The 23424-nt window shown below is 65.8% G+C and carries 18 protein-coding genes; 12 read left to right on the top strand and 6 right to left on the bottom strand.

Annotated features, from left to right (window positions below; all coding sequences use genetic code 11):
• Window positions 1-40 precede the first annotated feature (40 nt).
• From VF617_RS04140 to VF617_RS04130, 3 genes are read left to right on the top strand one after another with little or no spacing between them, the layout of a single operon-like run.
• Window positions 41-1234, top strand: coding sequence for an aspartate aminotransferase family protein (locus VF617_RS04140; protein ID WP_331013590.1), 1194 nt, complete (start codon window positions 41-43; stop codon window positions 1232-1234).
• Window positions 1231-2652, top strand: coding sequence for a succinylglutamate-semialdehyde dehydrogenase (astD, locus tag VF617_RS04135; protein WP_331013717.1), 1422 nt, complete (start codon window positions 1231-1233; stop codon window positions 2650-2652). The genes VF617_RS04140 and astD overlap by 4 nt, the downstream gene beginning before the upstream one ends.
• Window positions 2649-3773 (top strand): carbohydrate porin, encoded by a 1125-nt coding sequence (locus VF617_RS04130; RefSeq protein WP_331013589.1) that lies wholly within the window; start codon window positions 2649-2651, stop codon window positions 3771-3773. Before astD ends, VF617_RS04130 begins: the two co-directional genes overlap by 4 nt.
• Here VF617_RS04130 and VF617_RS04125 read toward each other — a convergent pair.
• Genes VF617_RS04125 through VF617_RS04105 form a run of 5 tightly spaced genes read right to left on the bottom strand, consistent with a single transcriptional unit; the run spans window position 3770 to window position 8231 of the window.
• Window positions 3770-5104, bottom strand: coding sequence for a putative porin (locus tag VF617_RS04125; protein WP_331013588.1), 1335 nt, complete (start codon window positions 5102-5104; stop codon window positions 3770-3772). The genes VF617_RS04130 and VF617_RS04125 overlap by 4 nt on opposite strands.
• 55 nt (window positions 5105-5159) lie before the next feature.
• Entirely contained in the window at window positions 5160-5435 is a 276-nt protein-coding gene (locus VF617_RS04120) for a hypothetical protein (protein ID WP_331013587.1), read from the bottom strand.
• Window positions 5435-5830 (bottom strand): cupin domain-containing protein, encoded by a 396-nt coding sequence (locus VF617_RS04115; protein ID WP_331013586.1) that lies wholly within the window; start codon window positions 5828-5830, stop codon window positions 5435-5437. The genes VF617_RS04120 and VF617_RS04115 overlap by 1 nt, the downstream gene beginning before the upstream one ends.
• Complete coding sequence (locus tag VF617_RS04110) at window positions 5827-7194, bottom strand: aldehyde dehydrogenase family protein (RefSeq protein ID WP_331013585.1); 1368 nt, start codon at window positions 7192-7194, stop codon at window positions 5827-5829. The genes VF617_RS04115 and VF617_RS04110 overlap by 4 nt, the downstream gene beginning before the upstream one ends.
• Window positions 7191-8231, bottom strand: a complete 1041-nt coding sequence (locus VF617_RS04105; RefSeq protein ID WP_331013584.1) for an isocitrate/isopropylmalate dehydrogenase family protein — start codon at window positions 8229-8231, stop codon at window positions 7191-7193. The genes VF617_RS04110 and VF617_RS04105 overlap by 4 nt, the downstream gene beginning before the upstream one ends.
• Before the next feature lie 107 nt (window positions 8232-8338).
• On the opposite strand from VF617_RS04105, the gene VF617_RS04100 reads away from it, so the two are divergent.
• The 8 genes from VF617_RS04100 (at window position 8339) to VF617_RS04070 (ending at window position 19619) form a co-directional block, all read left to right on the top strand.
• Window positions 8339-9199, top strand: a complete 861-nt coding sequence (locus tag VF617_RS04100; RefSeq protein ID WP_331013583.1) for a GntR family transcriptional regulator — start codon at window positions 8339-8341, stop codon at window positions 9197-9199.
• A gap of 46 nt (window positions 9200-9245) precedes the next feature.
• Window positions 9246-11798, top strand: coding sequence for an aconitate hydratase AcnA (gene acnA, locus VF617_RS04095; RefSeq protein ID WP_331013582.1), 2553 nt, complete (start codon window positions 9246-9248; stop codon window positions 11796-11798).
• Window positions 11799-12122: 324 nt separating this feature from the next.
• The gene (locus VF617_RS04090) at window positions 12123-12908 is read left to right on the top strand and encodes a class I SAM-dependent methyltransferase (RefSeq protein WP_331013581.1); all 786 of its coding nucleotides are present in this window, start codon (window positions 12123-12125) and stop codon (window positions 12906-12908) included.
• 883 nt (window positions 12909-13791) lie between these two features.
• A complete protein-coding gene (locus tag VF617_RS04085) occupies window positions 13792-14019 on the top strand; it encodes a DUF3072 domain-containing protein (RefSeq protein ID WP_331013580.1) in 228 nt (75 codons plus the stop codon).
• A 6-nt stretch (window positions 14020-14025) separates the two neighbouring features.
• The gene (locus VF617_RS16495) at window positions 14026-14421 is read left to right on the top strand and encodes a GFA family protein (protein WP_414713946.1); all 396 of its coding nucleotides are present in this window, start codon (window positions 14026-14028) and stop codon (window positions 14419-14421) included.
• Window positions 14422-14717: 296 nt separating this feature from the next.
• On the top strand, window positions 14718-15986 hold the full coding sequence (locus VF617_RS04080; RefSeq protein WP_331013579.1) for a surface lipoprotein assembly modifier: 1269 nt from the start codon (window positions 14718-14720) through the stop codon (window positions 15984-15986).
• Window positions 15987-16000: 14 nt separating this feature from the next.
• A complete protein-coding gene (locus VF617_RS04075; RefSeq protein WP_331013578.1) occupies window positions 16001-18634 on the top strand; it encodes a hypothetical protein in 2634 nt (877 codons plus the stop codon).
• A 112-nt stretch (window positions 18635-18746) separates the two neighbouring features.
• Complete coding sequence (locus VF617_RS04070) at window positions 18747-19619, top strand: SH3 domain-containing protein (protein ID WP_331013577.1); 873 nt, start codon at window positions 18747-18749, stop codon at window positions 19617-19619.
• 59 nt (window positions 19620-19678) lie between these two features.
• On the opposite strand, the gene VF617_RS04065 is transcribed toward VF617_RS04070, so the two are convergent.
• The gene (locus tag VF617_RS04065) at window positions 19679-22582 is read right to left on the bottom strand and encodes a CHAT domain-containing tetratricopeptide repeat protein (protein WP_331013576.1); all 2904 of its coding nucleotides are present in this window, start codon (window positions 22580-22582) and stop codon (window positions 19679-19681) included.
• Window positions 22583-22701: 119 nt separating this feature from the next.
• Here VF617_RS04065 and VF617_RS04060 point away from each other — a divergent pair, with 119 nt between their 5' ends.
• Window positions 22702-23385: a response regulator transcription factor gene (locus VF617_RS04060; protein ID WP_331013575.1), complete on the top strand. Its 684-nt coding sequence runs from the start codon at window positions 22702-22704 to the stop codon at window positions 23383-23385.
• The last annotated feature ends 39 nt before the right edge of the window (window positions 23386-23424 follow it).

The raw sequence follows: 23424 nt of genomic DNA, 5'->3' as shown, positions 1-23424 counted from the left end.
AATGTAGGGGTGTCCTTCGACAGGTAAATTGGAGGATAGGATGAACAGCTCACTAATGAGTGTTTATGCGCGCGCGCCGCTCGCCTTCGAACGGGGTGACGGCGTGTGGCTTCACCCCTCTGACGGTGGGCCACCGTATCTCGACTGTGTCGCCGGGGTAGCGTCGAACGCACTCGGCCATTGCCACCCGGTGCTGGTAGAGGCGCTGGCGGCGCAGGCACGGAAACTGTGGCACGTCTCGAACATGTTCGAGGTGCCGGAGCAGAACGCGCTAGCCGCGCGGCTCACCGGCGCATGCTTCGCAGACACGGTTTTCTTCACCAATTCCGGCACGGAAGCTGTCGAGTGCGCGATCAAGGTCGCGAGGCGTTATCATGCTGCCAAGGGCGCGCCTGAACGCCAAACTGTCATCGGATTTTCCGGGGCCTTCCATGGGCGTACCTATGGTGCGCTCAACGCCGCGGGCAATGCTGCGCATCTCGAAGGCTTTGGCGAGCGCATGCCGGGCTTCGTTCAGCTTGCGATCGACAATTGGCAGGAGGCTGCAAAAGCGATCGCCGATCCCCGCACTGCAGCTGTGATGATTGAGCCGGTCCAAGGCGAAGGCGGCGCGCGCGTAATGCTCGAACCGTTCCTTCGCAAGCTTCGCCAGGCATGCAGTTTGCGAGGCGTGCTGCTCATCCACGACGAAGTACAAAGCGGCATGGGGCGCACCGGCAAGCTGTTTGCCCATCAATGGCATGAAGATGTCGCACCAGACATCATGGCCGTCGCCAAGGCGTTGGGCTCGGGTTTCCCTGTCGGCGCATGCCTCGCTACCCATGCGGCCGCGAGCGGGATGGCGTCGGGTAGTCATGGGTCCACCTTTGGCGGGAATCCGCTCGGCATGGCCGTAGCCATCGCGGCGTTCGACGAGATCGCCAATCCGGAAACAATGGCGCACGTCTCCGCGGTAGCTGCCGAGCTTCGCGAGGGGCTCAAGGAACTCGCCCAGGCCTATCCGGAGGTCATCGCTGAAATCCGGGGCAAGGGTCTGCTGATCGGCGTGCGGATGGTCCCCGAGAACCGCGCGTTCATCGCCGCGGCCCGTGCGCAGAGGCTGTTGGTCGCGGCCGGGGGGGACAATTGCATCCGGCTGCTCCCGCCGCTCACGCTCACCTTCGCCGAAGCCGATGCAGTGCTCGAGCGGATGGAGCGGGCTTGCCGCGCCATGCCGACGGCGGCAGCGGCATGAGCGACACCGTTCTCCAGTCGCGCGATCCCTCGAGCGGCGAACTTGTCTGGGAAGGGGAGGCCGCAACTCCGCACCAGTGCGCCGAGGCGGTGGCGGCAGCGCGCGCTGCGCTTCCTGGATGGTCGAGTCGCGGCGCCGAAGAACGGACCGCGATCCTGCGCGGCTATGCCGCACTGCTCGGCGAGCGGCGCGAGGCGTTGGCGAGCGCGATCGCGCGGGAGACGGGCAAGCCATTATGGGAGTCGCGCACCGAAGTCACCGCAATGATCGGCAAGGTGGAGCTGTCGGTGGCAGCCATGGCAGAGCGCAGCGGATCGCGGGTTCGCGCTACGCCCTATGGCGAGGAGGCGCTGCGCCACCATCCGCACGGTGTGGTCGCGGTGCTCGGGCCGTACAACTTTCCCGGGCATCTCCCCAACGGCCATATCGTCCCGGCGCTGCTCGCCGGGAATACGGTCGTTTTCAAGCCATCGGAGGAGGCGCCGCTGGTCGGCAGCCTGATGGCTGCGGCGCTTACCGATGCAGGCGTGCCCAAAGGCGTATTCGCGCTGCTCCAGGGCGGGCGCGCGACGGGGGCGGCGCTGGTTGCCCAGGATATCGACGGCCTGCTCTTCACCGGGTCGGCAGCGGCCGGGATGCATTTCCGCCGCCTTTTCGCCGAGCGGCCCGCAGTGATGCTCGCGCTCGAGCTCGGCGGCAACAATCCGCTGATCGCGTGGGATGGCGAGCCCACCGCGATCTCCTCGATCGTCGCGCCGTCGGCCTTTATCACCACTGGCCAGCGCTGCTCGTGCGCGCGGCGGCTGATCGTGCCTAAAGGCCCGCGCGGCGATGCGATTGTCGAGGCCGTAGCGGAGGCTGCGGGCCGGCTCGTGATAGGTGCCTGGGACGCGGACCCGCAGCCCTTCATGGGTCCGCTGATCTCCGCAGCCGCCGCCGAACGCGCGGCAACTCAGGTGGCACGGATCGAGGCGCTTGGCGCATGGACGATCCGCGCGTTTCAAGGTGTGGAGGGACGTTCGGCGGCATTCGTCCGCCCCGCGATCCTGGACGTCACGGAGATCGAAGCGCCCGATGAGGAGATTTTCGCGCCGGTGCTTCAGGTGCGCCGGGTAGTCGATTTCGATGCGGCGATTGCGGCGGCCAATGCGACCCGCTTCGGTCTGTCCGCCGGGCTCGTCAGCGAAGACGACGCACTATGGAAAACGTTCCGCACCCGTATCCGCGCTGGGGTGGTCAACCGCAACCGGCCGACCACCGGCGCATCCTCGGCGATGCCGTTCGGCGGCGTCGGCGAGTCGGGCAATCACCGCCCCAGCGCCTTCTACGCCACCGACTATTGCGCCTATCCCGTCGCGACACTTGAGGCGCCGCGCGTGCTCGATCAGTCGGGCGACTTCTCGGGCCTGCGCGGTTGAAGCGGTGGCACCTGCTCGCGGCCTGCGCCGTGCTATTGCCGTTGCCGGCCGCTGCGCAAGAAGCAGTCGAGGCGGTCGAGATCGGCGCGACCTACATCACCGATGTGCTAAGCGTGGTAGATGGCGGGGCCCGGCGCGGCACGATGCTGCTCGGTCGCGCCGATGTGACGATCGAAGTGAAGGGCGAAGCGGTCGGGCTGCCCGGCGTGGAATTCTTCGTCGACGTTCTCGCGGTGCAGAAGTCCGGCTTTTCGGACCGTTTTGTTGGCGACGGACAGGTGGTCAGCAACGTCGAGGCCGACAGCGCCGTCCGCCCCATCGAAGCATGGCTGGCGGTGCCGTTCGGCGGCGGCGTCACTGCCAAGGCCGGACTGATCGACCTCAACACCGAGTTCGATGTCCAATCGGTCGGCGCGATGTTCCTCAATAGCTCGCACGGCATCGGCCCGGATTTCTCGCAGAGCGGCGTCAACGGACCTTCGATCTTCCCGGCTGCGGCGAGTGCGGCGATGCTGCGATTGGAGCGGGATGGGTGGAAAGCGCGGCTGGGCGCATTCGACGGCATAGCCGGAAGCCGCGCCAACCCACGCCGGGCGGCGCTCCGCGTCCCCGGCACCACCGGCGCGCTGATCGTCGGCGAGGTTGATCGCACGCTGGGTCGCGCCAAGTTGCAACTCGGCGCGTGGCGTTACACCGCCCGGTTCGACTCTGTCGACGCGACGCGGTCGGGCAAGCGCCCGAGCCACGGCGCTTATGCGCTGGCCGAAGCCACGCTCCTCGCGCGAGGCGAAAGCAAGCTCGACTTCTGGTTCCGCGTCGGGGCGGCGAGTGCGGACGCCAACCCGATCGGCCTTTATCTGGGCGGCGGCGTGGCCTGGGGGCATGACCGTGCGCGGCTGGGGCTGGCCATTGCGCATGCGCGGCTCGGAGAGCCCGCGCTGCGCGGCACGTCCTCCGACCGCGCCGAGACGGCGATCGAACTCACCTATTCGCACAGATTGGCGCCGGGCGTCATCGTCCAGCCGGACCTTCAATATGTGATCAATCCCGGTTGGGAACCCACGCGCCGCGACGCGCTGGTCGCGGGTGTGCGTTTCCGCTTCGCATGGCCTCGCGACTAAAAGCTGTACACCAGATTGAGCCGCAGCCGGTTCGCCCACGCGCCCGCCGCGATCGGCCCCACGTAGAGTGGGTTCTTGAGCCGGTAGTGGTAATAGGTCGCAGTGAGCAGGATGTGCGGCGCTGGGACATAATCAAGCGCGCCGGTGTGCTGGACATAGTTGGTGGCGAGGTCGGTATTGTCGTGTGAGAAGGCCGCGAACACCGCATCGACGCCCATCTCCGCATAGCCATATTGCACGCGCCAGTCGCCTGGCTGCGATGCGCGGCCTATAAAGATGTCCGCGCCGAAGCCGTGATCGTCGGCAACCGCGGCGCCGTAATTATGGACATAGTCGCCGACGATTCGCACCGGCAGGTCGGCGCCCAATCCCGCGTAAGTGATGCTGCCGACGACATCGAGAAGATTAAAGTCGGAACGGTAGCGGCCCGAGGGCGTCAGCAGGTTCGAGCGGAAGTCGCCGGCATCGGCACCGGCGAGCGCGGGCAACGTATAGTCGTAATAGCTCGCGGCGAACTCGGCCAGCCACTGCGGCGCCAGCTTGCCGGAGAAAACCAGCTGTCCGCCGGTCATCGTGCTGTCCCGCGCAGCCGGAGCCTCGTCGATCAGGAAGTGCAGCGCCCGCGCGCTCGCCTTGAAGCTGGAGCCTAGCGGCTGAGTGACGATCGCGGCGAGGCCTTGAGGGTTTACGTCGCCATCCCACACGAGATCGGTGCGCACGAATGGATTGTCGAACTTGCCTCCATAGAGGTCGAGCGCGCCGAGATGTACGCGGGCGTAGAGCTGGTCGAGCCCGACGACCAGATCGTCGTCGAACTGGGTGAGAGTGATGTCGGCGCTGTTGGGGTCATCGGGGTCACCGGTGACGAGCCGCGCGCCCACGCTGAAGGTCTGGTCGAAGCTATAGATTGCCTTGAGTCGGCCGCGCACTACCCCACGGCCCCGATCACGGCGATTGTCGCCGAAATTCTGCTCGTAGCGGACGCGCACGTCGCCCGAGAATTGAAGCGGGTTCGTCTTTGGCGCCGTTGCCGCCATCTGCACCGGGGCGGAGGCTGATGTCTTCGCCGGCGGCTGCGTAGCGGCGGCGAGCGGCGCGCCGGGGACAGGAGGGGAGATCTGGTCAAGTCGGGCGCGCAACTCGGCGATCTGGGCTGCGGTGTCGGCGCGGACGGTCGCGATCCGCGCCTCGCTGTCGCTCTCGATCATGGCGATCCGGGCACGGATCTCCTCAACGGTCGGCGCCTGCTGCGCCTGCGCCTCGCCCGCTACAGCGAGCATGGCCAGCGCGAGGCCGATGCCCAGGGCATTGCGAGCTACCCGACACGCCATTTCATCTCTCCCCAGGGTTTCCGGAATGATAGGCCGCTAAACTGTCAAATCACTGTCACGCCATGCTCGACCTCGGCGCGTCCGCGAAGCAGTCGGCGACGAGGCGCCGCCATTCGGCAAAGTCCGGGGTCCGGCGAAACGCCTCGTGCGCCGCGACGCTGTCCCATTCGACAAGCAGCCAGTAGCGTTCCGGGAACTTCCTGCGAGCGTAGCAGCTCCATCGCGCTGCATCCGGCTGCGCGCCGGAACAGCGGGCGCGCGGCGGCCGCGCCGGCTTCGAACGCGCTGGCGGTGCCGGGCGGAGGTCAATGCGGGCGATTTCGCGCACCATCAATGCTCCTCGTCGATCCGCGTGGTGACGCCTGTTACTACGATCGTCCGGGTGGCGTCGATCGACGCATAGGTCCAGAAGATCACAAGCGGTTCACTGCCATCGAGATTGGTGAAACAGTGCGCCGCTTCGGGTGGGATCCAGCTCGTGATCCCCGGCCCGACCGGATGATCCGCGCCATCGATATGCGCCAAGCCCCTGCCTGACAATACGACCACGCTCTCCTCGCAATTATGCGTGTGGAGCGGCACCGCGGCGCCCGGCGGGATGCGCGTCACGCCGTTGAGCATGAATTGCGATCCACGACCCGCAGTCACCAGCGGAGTCGTCACTATGCCGTTGCCTCGCAGGATCGACGGCAGGGCATCGGGAACGAGGATCTGGCCCGCGCTCATGCGGCCTCTGCGACGTGGATCGCCTTCATGTTGGTGAACTCCTTCATGCCATGCTCACCCAATTCGCGGCCATAGCCCGATCGCTTGATTCCGCCGAAGGGCACGCGGGGATCCGAGGCGACGACGGCATTGACGAACACCGCGCCGGCATCGATGCGGCGCGCCAACGCGAGACCGCGTCCAGGGTCGGCAGTCCAAATCGACGCGCCAAGTCCGAAGGCGGTGCGGTTGGCGAGTTCAATCGCCTCCTCGGCGTCCGCGGCGCGGATGATCGCGGCCGCCGGACCGAAGGTCTCCTCGTCGAACGCCGCCATGCCCGGAGTGACACGATCGAGCAGCGTTGGCGGATAGAAGAAGCCCGGGCCCTCGGGCAGCACGCCGCCCGCCACCAGCCGGGCGCCCGCGGCGACGCTACTCTCGACCTGGCCGTGCAGCGCGGCGCGCAGATTTGCGCGGGCGAGCGGCCCGAGCGTGGTCGCAGGATCAAGCGGGTCGCCTGATCGGAGTGCGGCGGCGCGCACGGCGAACCGCTCGACGAACCCATCGGCGATACTCGACTCGACGATGAAGCGTTTGGCGTTGACGCAGCTCTGACCGGCATTGGTGAAGCGCGCGGTCACGGCCATCGCCGCAGCGCGGTCCAGATCGGCGTCGGCAAGCACGACGAAGGGATCCGATCCGCCGAGCTCCAACACCTGCTTCTTGAGGGCGGCGCCAGCCTCCGCCGCGACGATCGCACCGACTTGAGTCGATCCGGTGAGCGTGACTGCGGCGACGCGCGGATCGCGGATCAATCCCGCCACGTCGCCAGGCTCGACGAAGAGATTCGTGAACAGGCCCGGCGGAAAGCCCCCCGCAGCGATAAGCCCTTCGAGAGCCAATGCCGATTGCGGCACGTTGGCAGCGTGCTTGAGGATCGCGCCGTTGCCTGCGGCAAGAGCAGGTGCGGCGAAGCGGATCACCTGCCACAGCGGGTAATTCCAGGGCATGATCGCGAGCACCACACCGAGTGGCTCGTAAGCGAGCATTGTCCCCGCGACGGCCTCGATCGGCGCATCGGCAAGCATTCCCGGGGCGGCATCGGCATAATAGTCGCAATTGCGCGCGCATTTCTCGACCTCGGCGAGCGCCTCCACGATCGGCTTGCCCATCTCGGCCGTGACGAGCGCAGCGAGCGCCAGCTTCTCCGTGCGGAGAAGTTCGGCCAAGCGGCGAAGCAGAGCACTGCGCTCGGTTACGGGCCGCCAGCGCCAATCGGCCTGGGCGCGCGCCGCCCCGACCAGGCGCGCCTCGACTTCGTCCGGCATGTGCGCATCGAAGCTCGCAAGCTGCTCGCCCGTCGCCGGATTGAGGCTCGTGATCACTGGAGCGCCTCCACCACCGCATCGGCGAACGCTTTGGTGCCCAGCGTGCCGCCCAGATCGCGCGTGCGCTTCGCCGGGTTGTCGAGCGTCGCCTCTACTGCCGCCTCGATCCGCCGCGCGTGGCCGGAGAGCGCCGTGTCGCCGCGCCGCCCGAGCCAGTCGAGCAGCATTGCCGCCGACAAAATGAGCGAGGTCGGATTTGCGACGCCCTGACCGGCGATGTCTGGTGCGGATCCATGCTGCGCCTGGGCGACGCAGATCGTCTCGCCCGCGTTGATCGACCCGGCTAACCCCAGGCCTCCGCTCAATTCCGACGCTTCGTCGGAGAGGATGTCCCCAAACATGTTGGTCGTGACGATCACGTCGAACCGCTCCGGATCGCGGATCATCAGCGCTGCGGCAGCGTCCACGATCACTTCGTCCAGCGTCACGTCGGGATATGCCTCCGCCACCTTGCGCACCTCGCGCAGGAAAAGCCCGTCGGTCAGTTTGAGCACATTCGCCTTGTGCACCGCCGTCACTTTACGTCGGCGCTCACGCGCGATCTCGAAGGCGGCGCGGGCGATCCGGCGCACCGCGGGGCCCGTGATCTTGCGGATCGAGAAGGCGCTGTCCGGATCGGGCATGAACTCGCCCGGGCCGATGTGCATGCTGCGGTCGGCGTAGAAACCTTCGGTGTTCTCGCGGACGATTACCAGGTCCATCGGCTTGCGCAGCACGCTGAGATGGGAGCGCGAGCGACAGGGACGAACATTGGCGTACAGTTCGAATCGTGTACGCAACTGCGCAGAGGGGTTGGGCTGGCCTTTGGGGTATTCGTAGTGGGACACGGGGCCGAGGATAACGCCATCGGCCGCAGGGACCGCGCCGAGCACCCCGTCGGGAAGCGTGCTGCCCTGCTCGGCAAGGCTCTTCAGGCCGATGTCCATCAGATCGAAGCCGATCGTATTACCCGCCGCCGCGCGGAGAACGTCAAGCGTCGCCTCGGTGATCTCCGGGCCGATGCCGTCGCCGGGAAGGACGAGAATGCGCGTCATGCTTCGAATTCCTAACTGCGTGCGCCACGCATGCTACAGCCACGCTGTCACTGTGCTGACATGCCGGCCTATTTGCATTTTGTTCGAACATGGATAGCACTTCCCGAATGATCGAGCGCCTCACAGACCGTATCGCGCGCGAGATCGTGGGGCACATCCGCGCGCAACGGCTTGGCGAGGGCGATCGTCTCCGCGCGCAGGAACTGGCCGACCGGTTCCGTGTCTCACGCGCTCCGGTCACCGCCGCGCTGCGGGCGCTCGAAGCAGAGGGCGTCGTGTGTGCGGTGCCCAATCGCGGCTTTTTCGTTGGAGCGGGTGCGAGCGAAGCGCGGATCGAGCCGATCGACGAGGATCCGCTCTACGGCGCGATTGTCGAGGCGCGCCTAGCCGGGAGCCTCGCCGAGCGTGCAAGCGAGAACGAGATGATGCGCCGCTTTGGCGTTGCCCGCGGCCGGCTCCAGCGCACGCTCGCCCAGATTGCCAAGGAGGGATGGGTAGAGCGGCTGCCGGGCCATGGCTGGCAATTCCGCGCGGCCCTCGCCACCGCTGTGTCCTATGCCCAGGCTTATGCCTTCCGCGCAACGATCGAGACGGAGGCGCTGCGGCAGCCTGGATACCAGGTCGTACCCGTCGAAATGGAGCGGCTGCGGGGCGAACAGACGATGTTGCTCCGGGGGGCCATGTTCACCCTGCCCAGGGCGCGGTTGTTCGAGATCAATGCCGCCTATCACGAAACGCTGGTGGGCTGGTCGAACAACGGGTTCTTCCTGGATGCTCTGCGCCGCGTTAATCGCCTGCGCCGCCTGATCGAGTTCCGCGCGACGGGCGACCGCAGCCGGCTCGAGCAGCAATGCCGCGAGCATCTCGCTCTGCTCGACCTGGTGGAGCGGGGGGACATGGCACTCGCTGCCGATTTCCTGCGCGGCCATATCGGCCATGCCCTTGCACTGAAAGTCACCGAAACATAATTGCATTTTGCATTGACAAAATGCGTAACCGAGTGAAGCAGGCGGCATGGCCATATGCTCGACCTTCATGAAGTTCGGCGGCAAACAACTCCGCATCGCCGACCTGCCGGCACGTCTTGGAACCCGGCTCGCGGCCATGCCGATGATCCACCGGCTGATCGTCGAGAACGTCCTGCGCACCGGCGATTCGGCCGCCCACGCCGCCCTCGATGCCTGGCTCGACGGGGACGATACCGGGGTCGAGTTGCTCTTCCACCCCGGCCGCATCATGATGCACGACACGACCTGTGTGCCGGCGCTGGTCGATCTAGCCGCCGCGCGCGACGCGTTGGCGGAGGCGGGGGGCGACCCCCGCCAGCTCGATCCGGTACTGCAAGTCGATGTCTCTATCGACCACTCGATCGCTGTCGATCATTTCGCCGCACCCGACGCTGCGCAACGCAACATGGCGATCGAGCGTACGCGCAACGCCGAGCGGCTGCGACTGATGAAATGGGCGACGGGCGCCTTCGAGAACCTGACCGTGCACCCGCCCGGTACCGGAATCATGCACACTCTCAACCTGGAGCGACTGGCACAAATCGTCACCACGGAGACCCGGGATGGCCAGATCTGGGCCGTTCCCGACACGCTGATCGGCACGGACAGTCACACGCCGATGGTCAATGGCATCGGCGTGCTCGGCTGGGGCGTCGGCGGACTTGAGGCGGAGGCGGCAATGCTCGGCGAGCCATTAGTGCTGCGCGTGCCCGATATAGTGGGCGTGCGGCTGCACGGAGCGCTGGGAACCGACATCCTCGCCACGGATCTAGCGCTCGCCGTCACCCAGCGCCTGCGCGCGCACGGTGTAACCGGGCGCTACGTCGAATTTTTCGGGCCTGGCGTCGCGACGCTGAGCGCCGGCACCCGCGCCGTCGTCGCGAACATGGCACCCGAATATGGGGCTAACACGGGCTATTTCCCGATCGATCGCCACACGCTCGACTATCTCGCCGCGACCGGCCGCGCACCCGACCAGGTCGCGCTTGTGGAGGCCTATGCGAACCGGCAAGGATTATGGTTCGAGCCAGCGACAGAACCCGTCTATGCCGATGTCATCGGGATCGATCTGAGCCGAATAGAACCCGGCCTCGCGGGGCCCGCTCGGCCGCACGACCTCCACTCGATACGCGCGACGAGCGGCCTGGTCCCTGGCGCCGCTCCGGTGGCCATCGCTGCGATCACAAGTTGCACCAACACCAGCGATCCCCGGCTGCTCGTGGCGGCGGGGCTCCTCGCGCGCAATGCCGTTCGAGCCGGGCTATCGACGCCGGCCTGGGTGAAGACCAGCCTCGCGCCCGGCTCACCCGCCGCCGAAGCGCTGCTCCGGCGCGCGGGGCTGATGGATCCGCTCGAGGCGCTGGGTTTTGGCGTGGTGGGCATCGGCTGCACGACGTGCATCGGCAACTCGGGCCCGTTGCTGCTCGTGATGGCGCAAGCGGTTCGTGACGGAATCGAGCCTGTCGCGGTGCTCTCGGGCAACCGGAATTTCCCCGGCCGCGTCCATCCCGACATTGGGTCGAGCTTCCTCGTTTCACCGCCAATGGTGGTAGCCTTTGCGCTTGCCGGCGACACCTGGCGCGATATTGCCAACGATCCGATCGGCACCGCGCCCGACGGTACTCATGTCATGCTGGCCGCGATTTGGCCCGATTCGGCAGAGATCGAAGCGGTCCTCGCCGGCGCGCGCGATCCTGCCGATGTCCAGGCCAGCTATGCGGCGGCGGAGGCGAACCCCGAATGGCGCGCGCTCGATGCGCCGAAGGGGCTACGCTTTCCATGGAACCCCGCTTCGACCTATCTGCGTCCGCCGCCCTTCGTCTGGCCGGCCACCACCGGACCGCTGCGGCCCGGCGCACAGGCGAGGCCGCTGCTCGTCCTGGGTGATGACATCACGACCGACCATATCTCCCCCGCCGGTGCCATTCCGCGCGACTCGGAGACCGGCCGCTACCTAATCGAGCGCGGCGAGGCCGCACACGACCTCAACGTCTATGCCGCGCGTCGCGGCAATTGGGAGGCGATGGTCCGCGGACTGTTCACCAATCCCTCGGTTGTGAACCACCTCGACCCCGCGCTCACCCCCGGCTGGACAATTCATGCCCCCGACGGCGCGCGGATGCCGCTGTGGGAAGCCGCGCAGGCCTATGCCGCTACGCAGACCCCGCTCGTGATCGTCGCCGGCGACCGCTACGGCGCCGGATCTTCGCGCGACTGGGCGGCGAAGGGCGTCTGGCTGCTGGGCGTCCGTGCGGTGCTCGCATCCAGCTTCGAGCGAATTCACCGCAGCAATCTGATCAACATGGCGGTGCTGCCGCTAGTGATCGAACGTGGCGAGGCGCTGGCGCTCCGTGGCATCTCGGCCGAGGCGAGTTTCGAAATCGACGGGACCGACCTGTCGCCCGGGTGTGAGGTGCGGGTAATATTGCGTGCTCGCGGCGAAGTGCGGCATGTCGCCGCGCGGCTTGCGGTCGATACCAGCGCCGAATGCCATGTGCTATGCGAGGGCGGCCTGCTTCCGCGCCTGCTCCGTCGTCTCTCTCCCAAGGAAGCCGCATGAACGGCTGGTTCGTGGCCCTGCTCGTTCTGACTGCATCTGCGAGAAGGCCTCAAGGGCAGTGAGCATCACGATGATGCCCCCCTTCATGTCCGCCACAGCGAGCCCGCGCACGAAGGTTGGAGCTGCCCGAATTCATCCGCGACCAGGCGAGCGTCCGCTCCAGCATCGCCGGCCGGGCGGAATCGATCCAGGCGAGGGCCTCGGCTTCGTCGCGAGTCAGGGAAATCGTTTGCATGACGCCACTTGGCTGGCGGTCGCTGTCACAGGCTGTCGTGACAGGGGGGCGACAGGTCGCAGGCGCACAAGCACGGAAGGAGGATAGGGGTGAGCTTGTCATTGGATCGTCGGGTGGGAAGCGCGGCCTTCGGCGAAGACGTCGCGGGTTATGCCGCCGGGCGGCTCGACTATCCGGAGGCCCTTTTCGAAGTTCTTGGCCAACGCGCAGGGCTGGCTGCTGGCACAAGGGTTCTGGAGATCGGCCCCGGAACGGGGCAGGCGAGCCGCAGGTTGCTCGATGCGTCCATTGGGCGACTGGTGGCCGTAGAGCCTGATCCCGCGCTGGCGGAGCATCTTCGCGGCTGGAACGAGCCGAGACTTGAAGTGCGGTGCGCCGGCTTCGGACCGGAGATCGCGGGAGACGCTAGCTTCGATCTCGTCGTGGCGGCGACGTCGTTCCACTGGCTCGAAAGCGATCCCGCGCTGGTTCAGGTCATGCGTCTGCTCAAACCAGGCGGCAGCTTCGCCATGTGGTGGAATGTCTTCCACGAGCCGGGCGAGGATCCCCTGTTCGACGCGCTGTTTGAAGGACTGCCGCGGCCCCCCTCGCTTCTGAACGGATGGCATTATTCCCTCGATGCGGGGGCGCGCTGCAGAGATCTCGCCGGGGCGGGGTTCGTTGATGTCGAGCATGTCCTGCTCAGCCGGCGCATTGAAATGACGCCGGCGTCGCTTCGCGCGCTCTATTCGACCTTCTCGGCGATCCGCCAGCTCGCCCCCGCGGTCCGCGCCGAGCGCCTCGACCGAATCGAGCAGGCGGCATCGCGGCGGCTCGGCGAGCGCTTTGTCCGAACTTTCAGGACGCCTCTCTATCTTGGCCGCGCGCGCGGCTGAGACCCGTCAAGCGATTGCGGTCAGAACGTGGCGAGCGTCCACGTTGCGAACGCACAGCACCACCTAGACCTTTCGGCCTCGATAGCGTCGGTCTGACCTGTAGGGGCAGCCCCAGCTGCGCCTTCGACCATCCAGTGCTCTCGGCACTGCGGCGCATCGCCGCGCCGAGCGCGAACCATGCCCTGGCGCCAGGACGGCCCGGCCCCGTCGCCAAAGCGCTCGCCCGCGCGGCTCGCTGGTCGGCCTAGTAACCGGTGAGATGTCCTTCCGCTTGCCCGGGCCACCTATTTCGACGCCAATGTCACGGTGCAGTTGCTTACCAGCATCCAGGGCTTCCTGCCGGTCGACAACATCGCCGACAAGGACCCGGCGCAGATGGCGTATGGCCCCAGCACCGGATCCGCCTCGCTCAGCGTGAATCCACTGCTCTATGACGTGATTGGCCGCACGCTCGCGTCGGTTTCCGCTTCAAGCTGTAATGGCGTAAGCTTCCGCATTCCACCCAAACCGAGGGCTGGATGCTGCGGCCTAACTCCAAGAAGGCCAACGGCGGAAAGGCCATTAGTCCCCCGCGTTGGCCCCCTGCCGTTGCCGTCTAGGAATGTATGCCAAATTGACCGAGCGTTGAGCGCAAGGCGTTCAAGTTAGAGGATCGGCACGGTCGCGCCATAGCGCACCGCGGCGTCGATGCCGTAAGGAGCATCGGTCGGCTGCTAAACACCATTAGCAGACGTTCAGCCGGCGCTTACGCAAGGACGGCTTTCGTGATTGGCCGGGAGCCGTAACGACTGCAAATGGGTGCCATGCCGACAGTCCAGCTCGCTGCTGGAACCTCGTGCTCACCTCCTCGTTTCAGAACGAACCACGAACATAGGAGGCTGATGTGACTGAGCCGGTCGATAACCCGAAGCTTGATGAGCACCCCGGATCGAACACCGAAAAGGACCCCGAGAACTGGGTGTCGGGGGATGACCCAATGACGGGCGCGCAGGCGTCGTACCTTACGACTCTAAGCGAACAGGCTGGCGAGGAGCCGCCCGCCGAAACCCTGTCGAAGGCGGAGGCGTCCCAGCGCATCGACGCCCTCAAATCCCATCTCGGACTCGCCTGAGCTTTGATGGTCGAGCGAAGCGGCGGATGCCTATGCGGTCGCGTAAATGTCAAGGCGGTGGGCGAGCCTTACCGAGTGGGCGTCTGCCATTGTCTCGACTGCCGAAAACACCCCGGCGCGCTATTCTTCGCCGCTGCAATCTTTCCCGACACCGCCGTCAAAATCCTGGGTACCACTCGCCACTACAAAGGGCGCCATTTCTGTCCCGGCTGCGGTTCATCCGTTTTCTCCCGACATGAGGATGAGATCGAAGTTCATCTAGGAACGTTTGACGCGCCCGACCAGCTAGCACCGACCTATGAGAATTGGACGGTTCGGCGCGAGGCCTGGCTGCCTCCGTTTGATCTCACTCACTCATATCATCATGACCGCGAGAGCACTGGCCGCCACGACGCAGAATAACCGCATCAGCAAAACGCGGCCGATTGCGGGATAGGCAACGCTCATGACGAATGGCTGCATTTCGCGCGCAGGGGACCTTAATCCTGTCACCGGCCGCGCAGCCGGTAGCGCGCGAGTGTAGACTGTGGGCTGTGGTTACAAATCCGAGTAACAGAGTTTGTAATCTAGCTCTCCCCCCTTGTCATTTGAAACGATCCGCCAGTGCGCGCCACTAGCGGGGCTAATCGAATAAGGGGAATATCATGCCGCAAAGGGCGGGACGCACGTTCAGTGGAGCGCTTTTAATCGGCATGTCCATGTCGGTTTCCATTCCCGCCGCCGCTCAAGCGCCTGCGGCTGGCGCGCCTGCTGGGCAATCCCAAGGCGACGCGGAGCAAACATATCAATCGCTGAAGCCGCAGGAGCCGGCGCGCGCCGGCGAGCCCGCGTTCGACTACGCGCTGGGGGTAGCGGCGGCCGATACGGGCCGTTTCGGCGAGGCGCTTATCACGCTCCAGCGGGTTTTGGCGATCGAGCCGAAGAATGCACTCGCCCGCGCCGAACTCGCTCGCGCCTATGCATTGATGGGCGACGTCGACACCGCACGCGCCGAATTCGACACTGTCGTCGGCGATCCCAGCGTTCCAGATCCGGTCCGCCAGCGCTTCACTCGGTTGATTCGCGGCTTCGACCGGCAGATCGCAGGCGGCACCGACGAACTGAGCGGCTTCGTCGATGTCGAAGGCGGCTGGGACAGCAACATCAATGCCGCGACCGACGAGACGTCGATCATTCTCCCAGTGTTCGCCTTCCTAGGTCCTGCGGCCCTCAATGGCGCTGCCGTCGAACGCGGCGAGCCTTTCGCGCAGATTCAAGGCGGTGTCTCGGCATCCACTGCACTCGGTCGGCAGACACGGCTGTTCGGATCGGTGCTGGGAAGCTGGCGTGACAATCTCGAATCGAGTTTCGTCGATCAGGGGTCGCTCGTTGGCTCGGCCGGGGTGGCGCATACGCTCGGCAATCGAGACGTCGTGTCGATTGCCGCGCAGGCCCAGGAATTCCTGCTCGACGGCAACGGCTACCGCACCAGCCTTGGCGCCATCGCGCGCTACACGATGCGGATGACGGGCAACTCCGCGCTTTCCTTCAGCGGCGAGTATTTTCGCCAGAATTACGACAGTAACCCGCTTGCCGATGCTAATCGCTACGGGGTCAGCATCGCCTATTCGGGTCGCGAGATATATGCCGGGATCGGCGCTGGTCGCGAGCAGACCGTGCGCGCTCCCTTCGACCATCTGGGCAACACATTCATCAGCGCGCAGGCCGGCGGCGAGTTCGCGGTGACGGACAAGCTTTCGGTTATCGGTGGCGTCGGGATCGAATATCGCGACCATGACGGCGCCGATCCCTTCTTCCTCGCCGAGCGCAAGGACACTCGGATCGATGCGAGCCTGGGCATCCGCGTCCTGCTCACTGAGCATGTGAGTCTGCGCCCGCGCGTCACCTACAGCCGCAACGAGAGCAATCTCGCGCTTTACGATTATAACCGCTGGACCGCTTCGGCGGGCCTCCGGTTCGAATTCTGACGGGAGCCCGACCCATGAAAACGCTTTCCAAGATCGCAATGCTTGCGGCGACCAGCGCGATTGCGCTCCAGCCTGTGCCGGTGCTGGCAGACGACATCCTGATTTTCTCCACGGCGGGCGGTCCCAAGAGCGGCCCGATCCCCGCGGGCGAACAACAGATCGGCGCCGGGCTGGTCCAGCTGCGGCTGAATGACGGCTCGACTGTGAGCATCATGGGGCCGGCCAGGTTCGAGATGGTGGGCGGCCAGCTCGCAGTGCGCAGCGGATCCTTCACCGTACTCTCGGCGCCCGGCAGCAGCACCTCGATCATGGCGGGCAATGGCGTACTGCTCCAATTCTTCCAGAACAGCACAGGCAATTTCCAGGTTGATGCCGGCGGCGGCGTCCGCGGCTTCGCTGGCGCAGGCCAGGTAAGCGTCTCGAGCGGCGGTAGCGCCCCGCGCGCCTTCTCCTCGGGCATGGCCCTCAGTGCCAACGGTGGCGGGACCAGCCAAATTGTCAGCGCGGGCGCCCAGCCCAGCCCCAGCCTGACCCAGTTGGTCAGCCAGCAGACTCAATCGGCCGGCCAGTATCTGAGCAATCCCGGCCTCACCAATCCCGCGATGCAGGGATTCGCCGGCCTTCCCCTGGGGCAGAACCCCTCGCCCGCGGCGCTCCAGAATGCGGGCAATCCCACCCAGGCGCTCAATCTGCTCGGAACGATTCCCAGCCTCAGCTCGGTCGCGGGCGTGCTCGCCAAGCTCGTGAGCTATAACGGGACCGGGCCGTTGCCGCTCACCGACGCCGAGATCCAGGCACTGATCCGCTCGCTCCAGACCTATGGCTTCCCACCCGGCGTGGACGCGACCCTCGGCGCGCAGATTACCCAATGGCTGCGTACCGCGGGCTATGCGGTCGGCACCATCCCGGTGAACCAGGCGCCGACTCCGACGCCCACCCCGACACCAACTCCGACTCCGACGCCGACGCCGACGCCGACGCCGACGCCAACGCCTACTCCGACTCCGACTCCGACGCCGACGCCGACACCCACTCCGACTCCGACACCAACTCCCACACCGACCCCGACACCCACCCCAACACCAACACCGACGCCGACTCCAACCCCGACGCCGACATCTTATGTCCCCAACGGCGTTCGTCCGCCGGCGAGCAACAAGAAGCAGACCGTCGCTTACGCGATCCTCACCGAGACGAGCGCCTCACGGGGCGACGCGTCACCGGTCTACGATGCCGATGGCAAGTTCGTCGGCTGGGACACCAATTACGGTGACGGCACCAGCTTCCGTCACGGGTTCGGCGGACGAACCGAAGTGGATGCGGGCGGCGACAAGGGTGTGATCGGCTGGTCGCGGCTAGTCGGCGGGACCAAGGTGCTCGGCTTTGCCCGCGGTCCGGAAAGTGGAGACCATTTCGTTTGGGGAGTGCCCGCGACCAGCCTGCCGACCGGCGGGACCGCACTATTCCAGCTGATCGGATCGACCAAGCCGACGATACGTGACGACAGCATCGCCGCAGGAACCTTCACCGGGCAGCTATCGATCTCCTTCTCGAGCTCGCGCATGGGCATCGATGCGCTGGTTTCGATCGGCGGCGCCAACATCCCGATCGTCTCGGAGGGTGGGCTCATCACGCCATCGCTGAGCGTCAACAGCGGTACGATCAACCTCACCAATGGCGGTCCCGCGTGCACCATCGGCGGGTGCCGTTTCATCTATAACGGTTTTCTCGCCGGCACGGGCGCCACGCACTACGGTATCGCCTACACGATCCGCGACAATGCCTCGACGACCACGAAGTTCATCGATGGCGTCGCGGTGTTCGGCAATCCGGGACCCGTACCGAGCACCGGCGGCAATTTCTCCACCGCTTATCGTGGCGTGACCGTAGCGAGCGGGTTCGCTCAGCCGACCACGACCTATCCGGGCCTGTCCGATATCGGACTGCTTCGCGAAGTAGGAAGTGAGCCGGTTACGGATGGCTTTGGGATCAGGCCGAACAACGCCCTCACCAGCGCGGGAGCCTTCACACCCGCTTTGACCGAAGTCCGCGTAAATATGGGTGTGGGCCAATCGAACCGGGGGATCGGAACCGCCAAGAACCTCGACACGGGCGGCCTGGGCAATTCGATCGGCTGGACGCGCTGGACCGAGGGGACGCTCACCCAGCTGGGAACACCCGGCCGTACCCTGACCGGGTCGAGCTCGATCCACATGGTTTATGGCGGCAACCCCAGCGGGACCTTGCCCACCGGCAAGGCGAGCTACGCGCTGGCGGGCGGCACACGCCCGACCCGCGCCGATGGGCTGGGCACCCCGGGCACCGTCAAGGGCGAGCTGACGGTGGATTTCGCCACCAGGAAGGTCGGCTGGGACATGCTGATCGCCATCGCAGACGATAAGTTCAACTTCGTAAGCGCGGGCGGCCTCGCCAATCCGTCGATTGACCTAACTCTATCTTCGGGAAGCACGATCTTTGGTGGCCAGGGCACGGTCCACTCCGAACTGGGCCGCTGTGGTGGATGCACCGGACGTGCGGACGGCTTCGTTTCGGGACCCGGCGGAGGCTTTGTAGGCATGGCCTATAATATCGGGACTTTCGATTATGGCGGGGTTCACGGCGTCGCGGTCTTTGACAAACTTCCCTAACCGACTCCATCACAAAATTAACAGCGCTTGTAACTGGAGCCGTGTCCCGCGCGGCTCCAGTTTGCGTGCCAGCAGACAAGAGCCTGCTTCATCGAAACGAGGGGAAATCGCGATGAACAAGCATGATCTTTTGAAGGCCGCGTCGGCCTTCGTTCTCACGAGCTTCATCGGGGCACCCGCCGCCGCGAAGGACAAGGACGCCCCGCTCGCCAAATGCGAAAGCTCGGCGGGCACGATCGCTATCACCGACGGCGACCAGCAGGGCTGGAACCAATTCAAGCTCGGCAGCCCCCGCAGCATGCTGGGTACGCTGATCGAGCAGTCGGGCTGCTTCACGCTCCACAATCCGGCGAGCGGCCAGCCCGCGGACTTCCTGATGAGCGCGATCGCGGGCTCGAAGGAAGAAGTCGATCAGTCGATGAACATGGCGAAAGGCGCGCTGACCGAGGGACTCGTCCGCTCGGGTGCAGCCGGTCAACTGTTGACCAAGGTGCCGATGGGCGGCGCTTTGCTGCGCGCTTTCGGCGGCTTCGGCGGCAAGAAAAAGACCATCCTTGCGGGCCTTCGCATCATGAGCCCTTCGACCGGCCAGACCTTGATTTCGGGTAGCGGCGAAACGCGCAAATCGTTCGTCAAGATCATGGATGCTTCCGACTGGTCGGGCGCCACCGGCAATATGGGTGGCTATGCGTCTTCCTCCGATGGCAAGATGCTCACCGGAGCCTTTATCGAAGCATATAACGGACTCGTCGAGCAACGAGGTGTCCTCGCTGCCGCCAAGCCCGCGCCCGCCGCATCCGCCGGTTATACCGTTGCGGTGGATACAAAGCTCTGGGCCTCACCCGCGGCGGCCGGCAATCCGCTGCGCGCGCTGCGAGCAGCCACCACACTCACCCCCACCGGTGCGCCGCGTCAGGGCCTCTTCGTCGAAGTCACCGACGGCTACGGCACCAAGGGGTGGGTATCGGTAGAAGACCTGCGCTGATTCGACCCTGCGCAGGGATTTGAAGGGGCGTCGTCCGCGCGAGCGAGCGACGCCCTTTCCTATCGGCCTACGAAAACGAAAGGCGCCCAGTTGATCGGATGCTCCGCATCGCTGAACGGCCTTTTGTCGATCATGCGCAGAATTGCCTGGCGGAGCGCCTGTGCGGGATCGATGCCGCGTCCATAGCCCCGGACCGTCTCCACGGACAGATAGGCGGCGGCATCGTCGCGGACCGCCCAGTGCGACGCGAGCAGGTTTCGTCCCCCTGCATAGAGGAAGGCGCGCGCAAGCCCGGCGAGACCGCTATCGTCGGGGCTTCCGCCCGCGGCGGTGTTGCAGGCCGACAGGATGATCCAGTCGGCTGTGGTTCGCAGCCGCATGATCTCGCTCACCGTGAGCAGCCCGTCATCGCTGCCCTCGGGCGTCATGACGAGTGCGGGCTCATCGAGCCCGTCGAGATCGCCGGCGGTCAGACCGTGCGTGGCAAAGGCGAGTACGTCTGCGCGGCCGAGATCAGCCGAGCGGATTGCGCTTTCGGTCGCGCCGCTTCCCGTAAGGATGAATTGCTCGGGCGCCGCAAGCGCCCGCCCGAATGCACGCAGCTCGGGCTCGGTCGCGGGCAAAGCGGGCAGCTCGCGGACCTTCTTCGCCATGTTGGCCGAGCGGAATGCATTTGCGGAACCCGGCGCGGAAAGCTGCGGCGCCCCGACGGCGAAGAAGCTGCGCACTTTCTGCCCGCCGCCTGAGGACCGGGCCGCCGCAATGCTAGCGATCGACGGGAGGGTGACCAGCGCATGATCACGGATCAGCCAGCGTGCGCTCCGCATCGACGGCTTGGCCTGAGGTGGCGCGAGCGTGGCGAAGGGCAACGCCGCAAGGCTGGCATTCGCGGCCACAAGCAAGCGCGGCTTGCGCGAGATCGCCGTCCGGATGGACTGGGGAAGCAGCATTGCGTGCAGCTGCGACGAAGCGTCGAAATCGAAGCTGGTGCCGGCAGCTTGAGCCTCGGGCGTGAGTCCGGCCCGGAGTCTGTGCACCAGCATCCCGATTTCCTGCGCGCCAGCAGGCGAGGCTGCCATCGCAACACCTTCGCGAGTGACCGCGAACAATCCGGTGATCGAATCGCCCACCGACGTCACGAGCAACGCTTCGTCGGTGCCGAGCGCCGCCTGGACTGCCTCAAGCGTGAGCGGTGCGGAGTCCTCGGTTGCGATCAGTTGCGGCGCGCGCGCCTTCAGCGCTGCGGTACGCTGTTCGAGCCGCGCCGACGCCATCCTGCGTTCGGCGGCGACCGCTTCGATGGTCGCAGTGTCGGCTCCCCTTCCGGCCATCCGAAGCTGGCGATCGAGCAGGATTTCTAATTCCATCGCCGCATCTTGGCGATCGCGGATCAATGCGGCGATTTGCGGATCGCCGGCCGCCGATCGCGCCGCAGCCTCCTGCACTGCGCGTCCCGCTGAGCTTTCGAGCATCCGCTGCGCCAGCATGAAGGCGGCGCGCTGGTCGCCGGCGTTGAGCGCCGCGTCGAGCGCCCAGCCATAGCCGGAGCGGATCTCGATCTCGCGTCCCGAGCGCCGCGTGCCGACGGCGCTCAGCTGCCGCAGCCGCGCGTCAAGCAGTTTTGTGGCGGCGAGCGCGCGCGTCAGCCCGCCTGTCTTATCGCCACTGCGCGCTTCGATCGCACCCAGCCGGGCTTCGCCCACGATGGTGGCGATGTCCTCGGGCGGGAAGGTGGATCGGCGCAGAGTCTGGGCTTCGGTCTGGGCCGCCCTTGCGGCTTCGACGTCGCCGAGCTTGAGCGCGAGTACGGCCATACGGTCGCCTCCGCCGATCCGGTCGCGGTGGAATGGGGGGAGCTTGCGCGCGCGGATCGCGGCGACGTCGCGTAGTATCGTCATCGCCTGATTTCGCTGCCCCGCCGCGGCAAGCGCGCCGGCATGCGTCTCGCGCGCACTGAGCGTGCGATCCGCCTCCGGGCCCAGGTCCTTCGTCAATATCTCGGTCGCCGACTGGGCCATCCCTATCGCTTCGTCGGTTTTGCGTTGCGCCGTCAGCGTCTGGGCCAGGGTCGCCATGTAATTCACGACTTGCTGGCTTTGCCCGAAGCGCGCCACGGCGATGTCCACCGCGGATCGCGCAACGGCCTCAGCTTCACCAGGCCGGCCAAGCGCAATAAGGATTCGAGCGAGGGTGTTGAGATTGGCGGCCAGGAAGGGGTGCCCTTTGGGCATGAATCCTTCCAGAGTTGTCTGCGTCGCTCGGGCTTCCTCGATGGCTTCTTCCAGCCGACCGGTCTGGAGCAGATAAGTCGGCAAATTCGCGAAGCGCACCGCGGAGTTGACCGGGATCTTTTCGTGCCGGCGATCCTCCGCATTCGCCTTGCGAACCAGCTCGATCGCCTTGTCGTAATTGCCGAATTCGAATTCGGCGTTAGCATAGTTCGAATAGGCCGCCGCGACATTGCTGTTGGGCTGGCCACCGCTGGAGGCGATCCGCCATTCAAGCACCTGCGCCGCCAGCTTGCGGGCACGATCGTGCTCGCTGAGTGTCATCATGATCACGACCTGGGCGTTGGCCAGTTCCATCCGACGGTCGCGATATTTGGCGCCGCCTGCCTCCAGAAGCGGGGCCAGCCGATCAGCACGCGCCAGCGCACCTTTGATGTCCCCCTGCAGATAATCGGCGGTGACCAATTCGCCTTCGAGCCAGGCCAGTTCGGGGTGCCCAAGGGGATAGAGCGTCGCGCCATAGGCCAGAACGGCCTCCCACGCTTTGCGATACGCTGCCGGATCAGCGCCTTCATCGAGGTCGTCCGCAGCCTTGCGCATCTGCTCAAGGCGGGCTTCGTCCGCGGCCGAAGGCGCTTTTACGGCCTTTTGCTGCGCGGTTGCCGATGGAGCGGCCAGGCCAATCAACAGGCCGCACGCAGCCACCGCACCTAAAAAAACGCCGCGATTCTGCATGCCCCGCCCCCCGCTTTCATGATTCTAGCCGATAGCCGCCAAATCGCAAGGATGCGCAGCAACGCACCTAACAAGCTTTTTCACTCCGCGTCTGGACAGCTCTGTTGTAGCTTTGCACGATGACAGGCCTGAATATCCTCTACGTCGAAGACGACGCGAGACTCGCGGAGGATGTCGCACAGTTGATGGCGGCGGAGGGCCACCGCCTGTCCTGGACTGCCAGTGGGGAGGACGGCCTCAAGCGCGCGGGCGCGCAGGCGTTCGACGTGGTGATCCTCGATCGCATGCTGCCGGACCTGTCCGGGATCGATATTGTCCAGCGCTTGCGAGCTGCCGGCATTGCTTCCCCGGTGCTCATGCTTTCCGCGCTTGGCCGCCCGGAGAACAGGACCGCCGGGCTCGACGCGGGCGTTGACGACTATATGGCCAAGCCGTTCGAGCCGTCCGAGCTTGTGGCGCGCATCCGCGCCCTGCACCGCCGTGCGGCGGGCCAGGCGCATAGCGCGGTGATCCTCTTCGGCGATCTGGAATGCCACGTGAAGGCTCGCACCGCCCACCGGCAGGGACGCCACATTCCGCTGAGCCCCAAGGAGTTCGCGCTGTTTCGCTATTTCATGGACAATGCTGGCGAAGTCGTGACTCGCGAAATGCTGTTGCGACACGTCTGGAACCTCTCTTTTGACCCGCAGACCAACGTGATCGACGTCAATGTCGGACGGCTGCGGCGCAAGCTCGAGGACGGCTTCAACGCGCCGGTGCTCGAGACGATCTGGGGAACGGGTTATCGGCTGGTGGCGGCTTGAGCGTTAAGGAGACAAAGCCCCGTCGAATATCCGTCGTCG

Source organism: Sphingomonas sp., assembly GCF_036388215.1.
GTDB lineage: Bacteria > Pseudomonadota > Alphaproteobacteria > Sphingomonadales > Sphingomonadaceae > Sphingomonas.
This window is presented reverse-complemented; position numbering and strand designations above follow the sequence as displayed.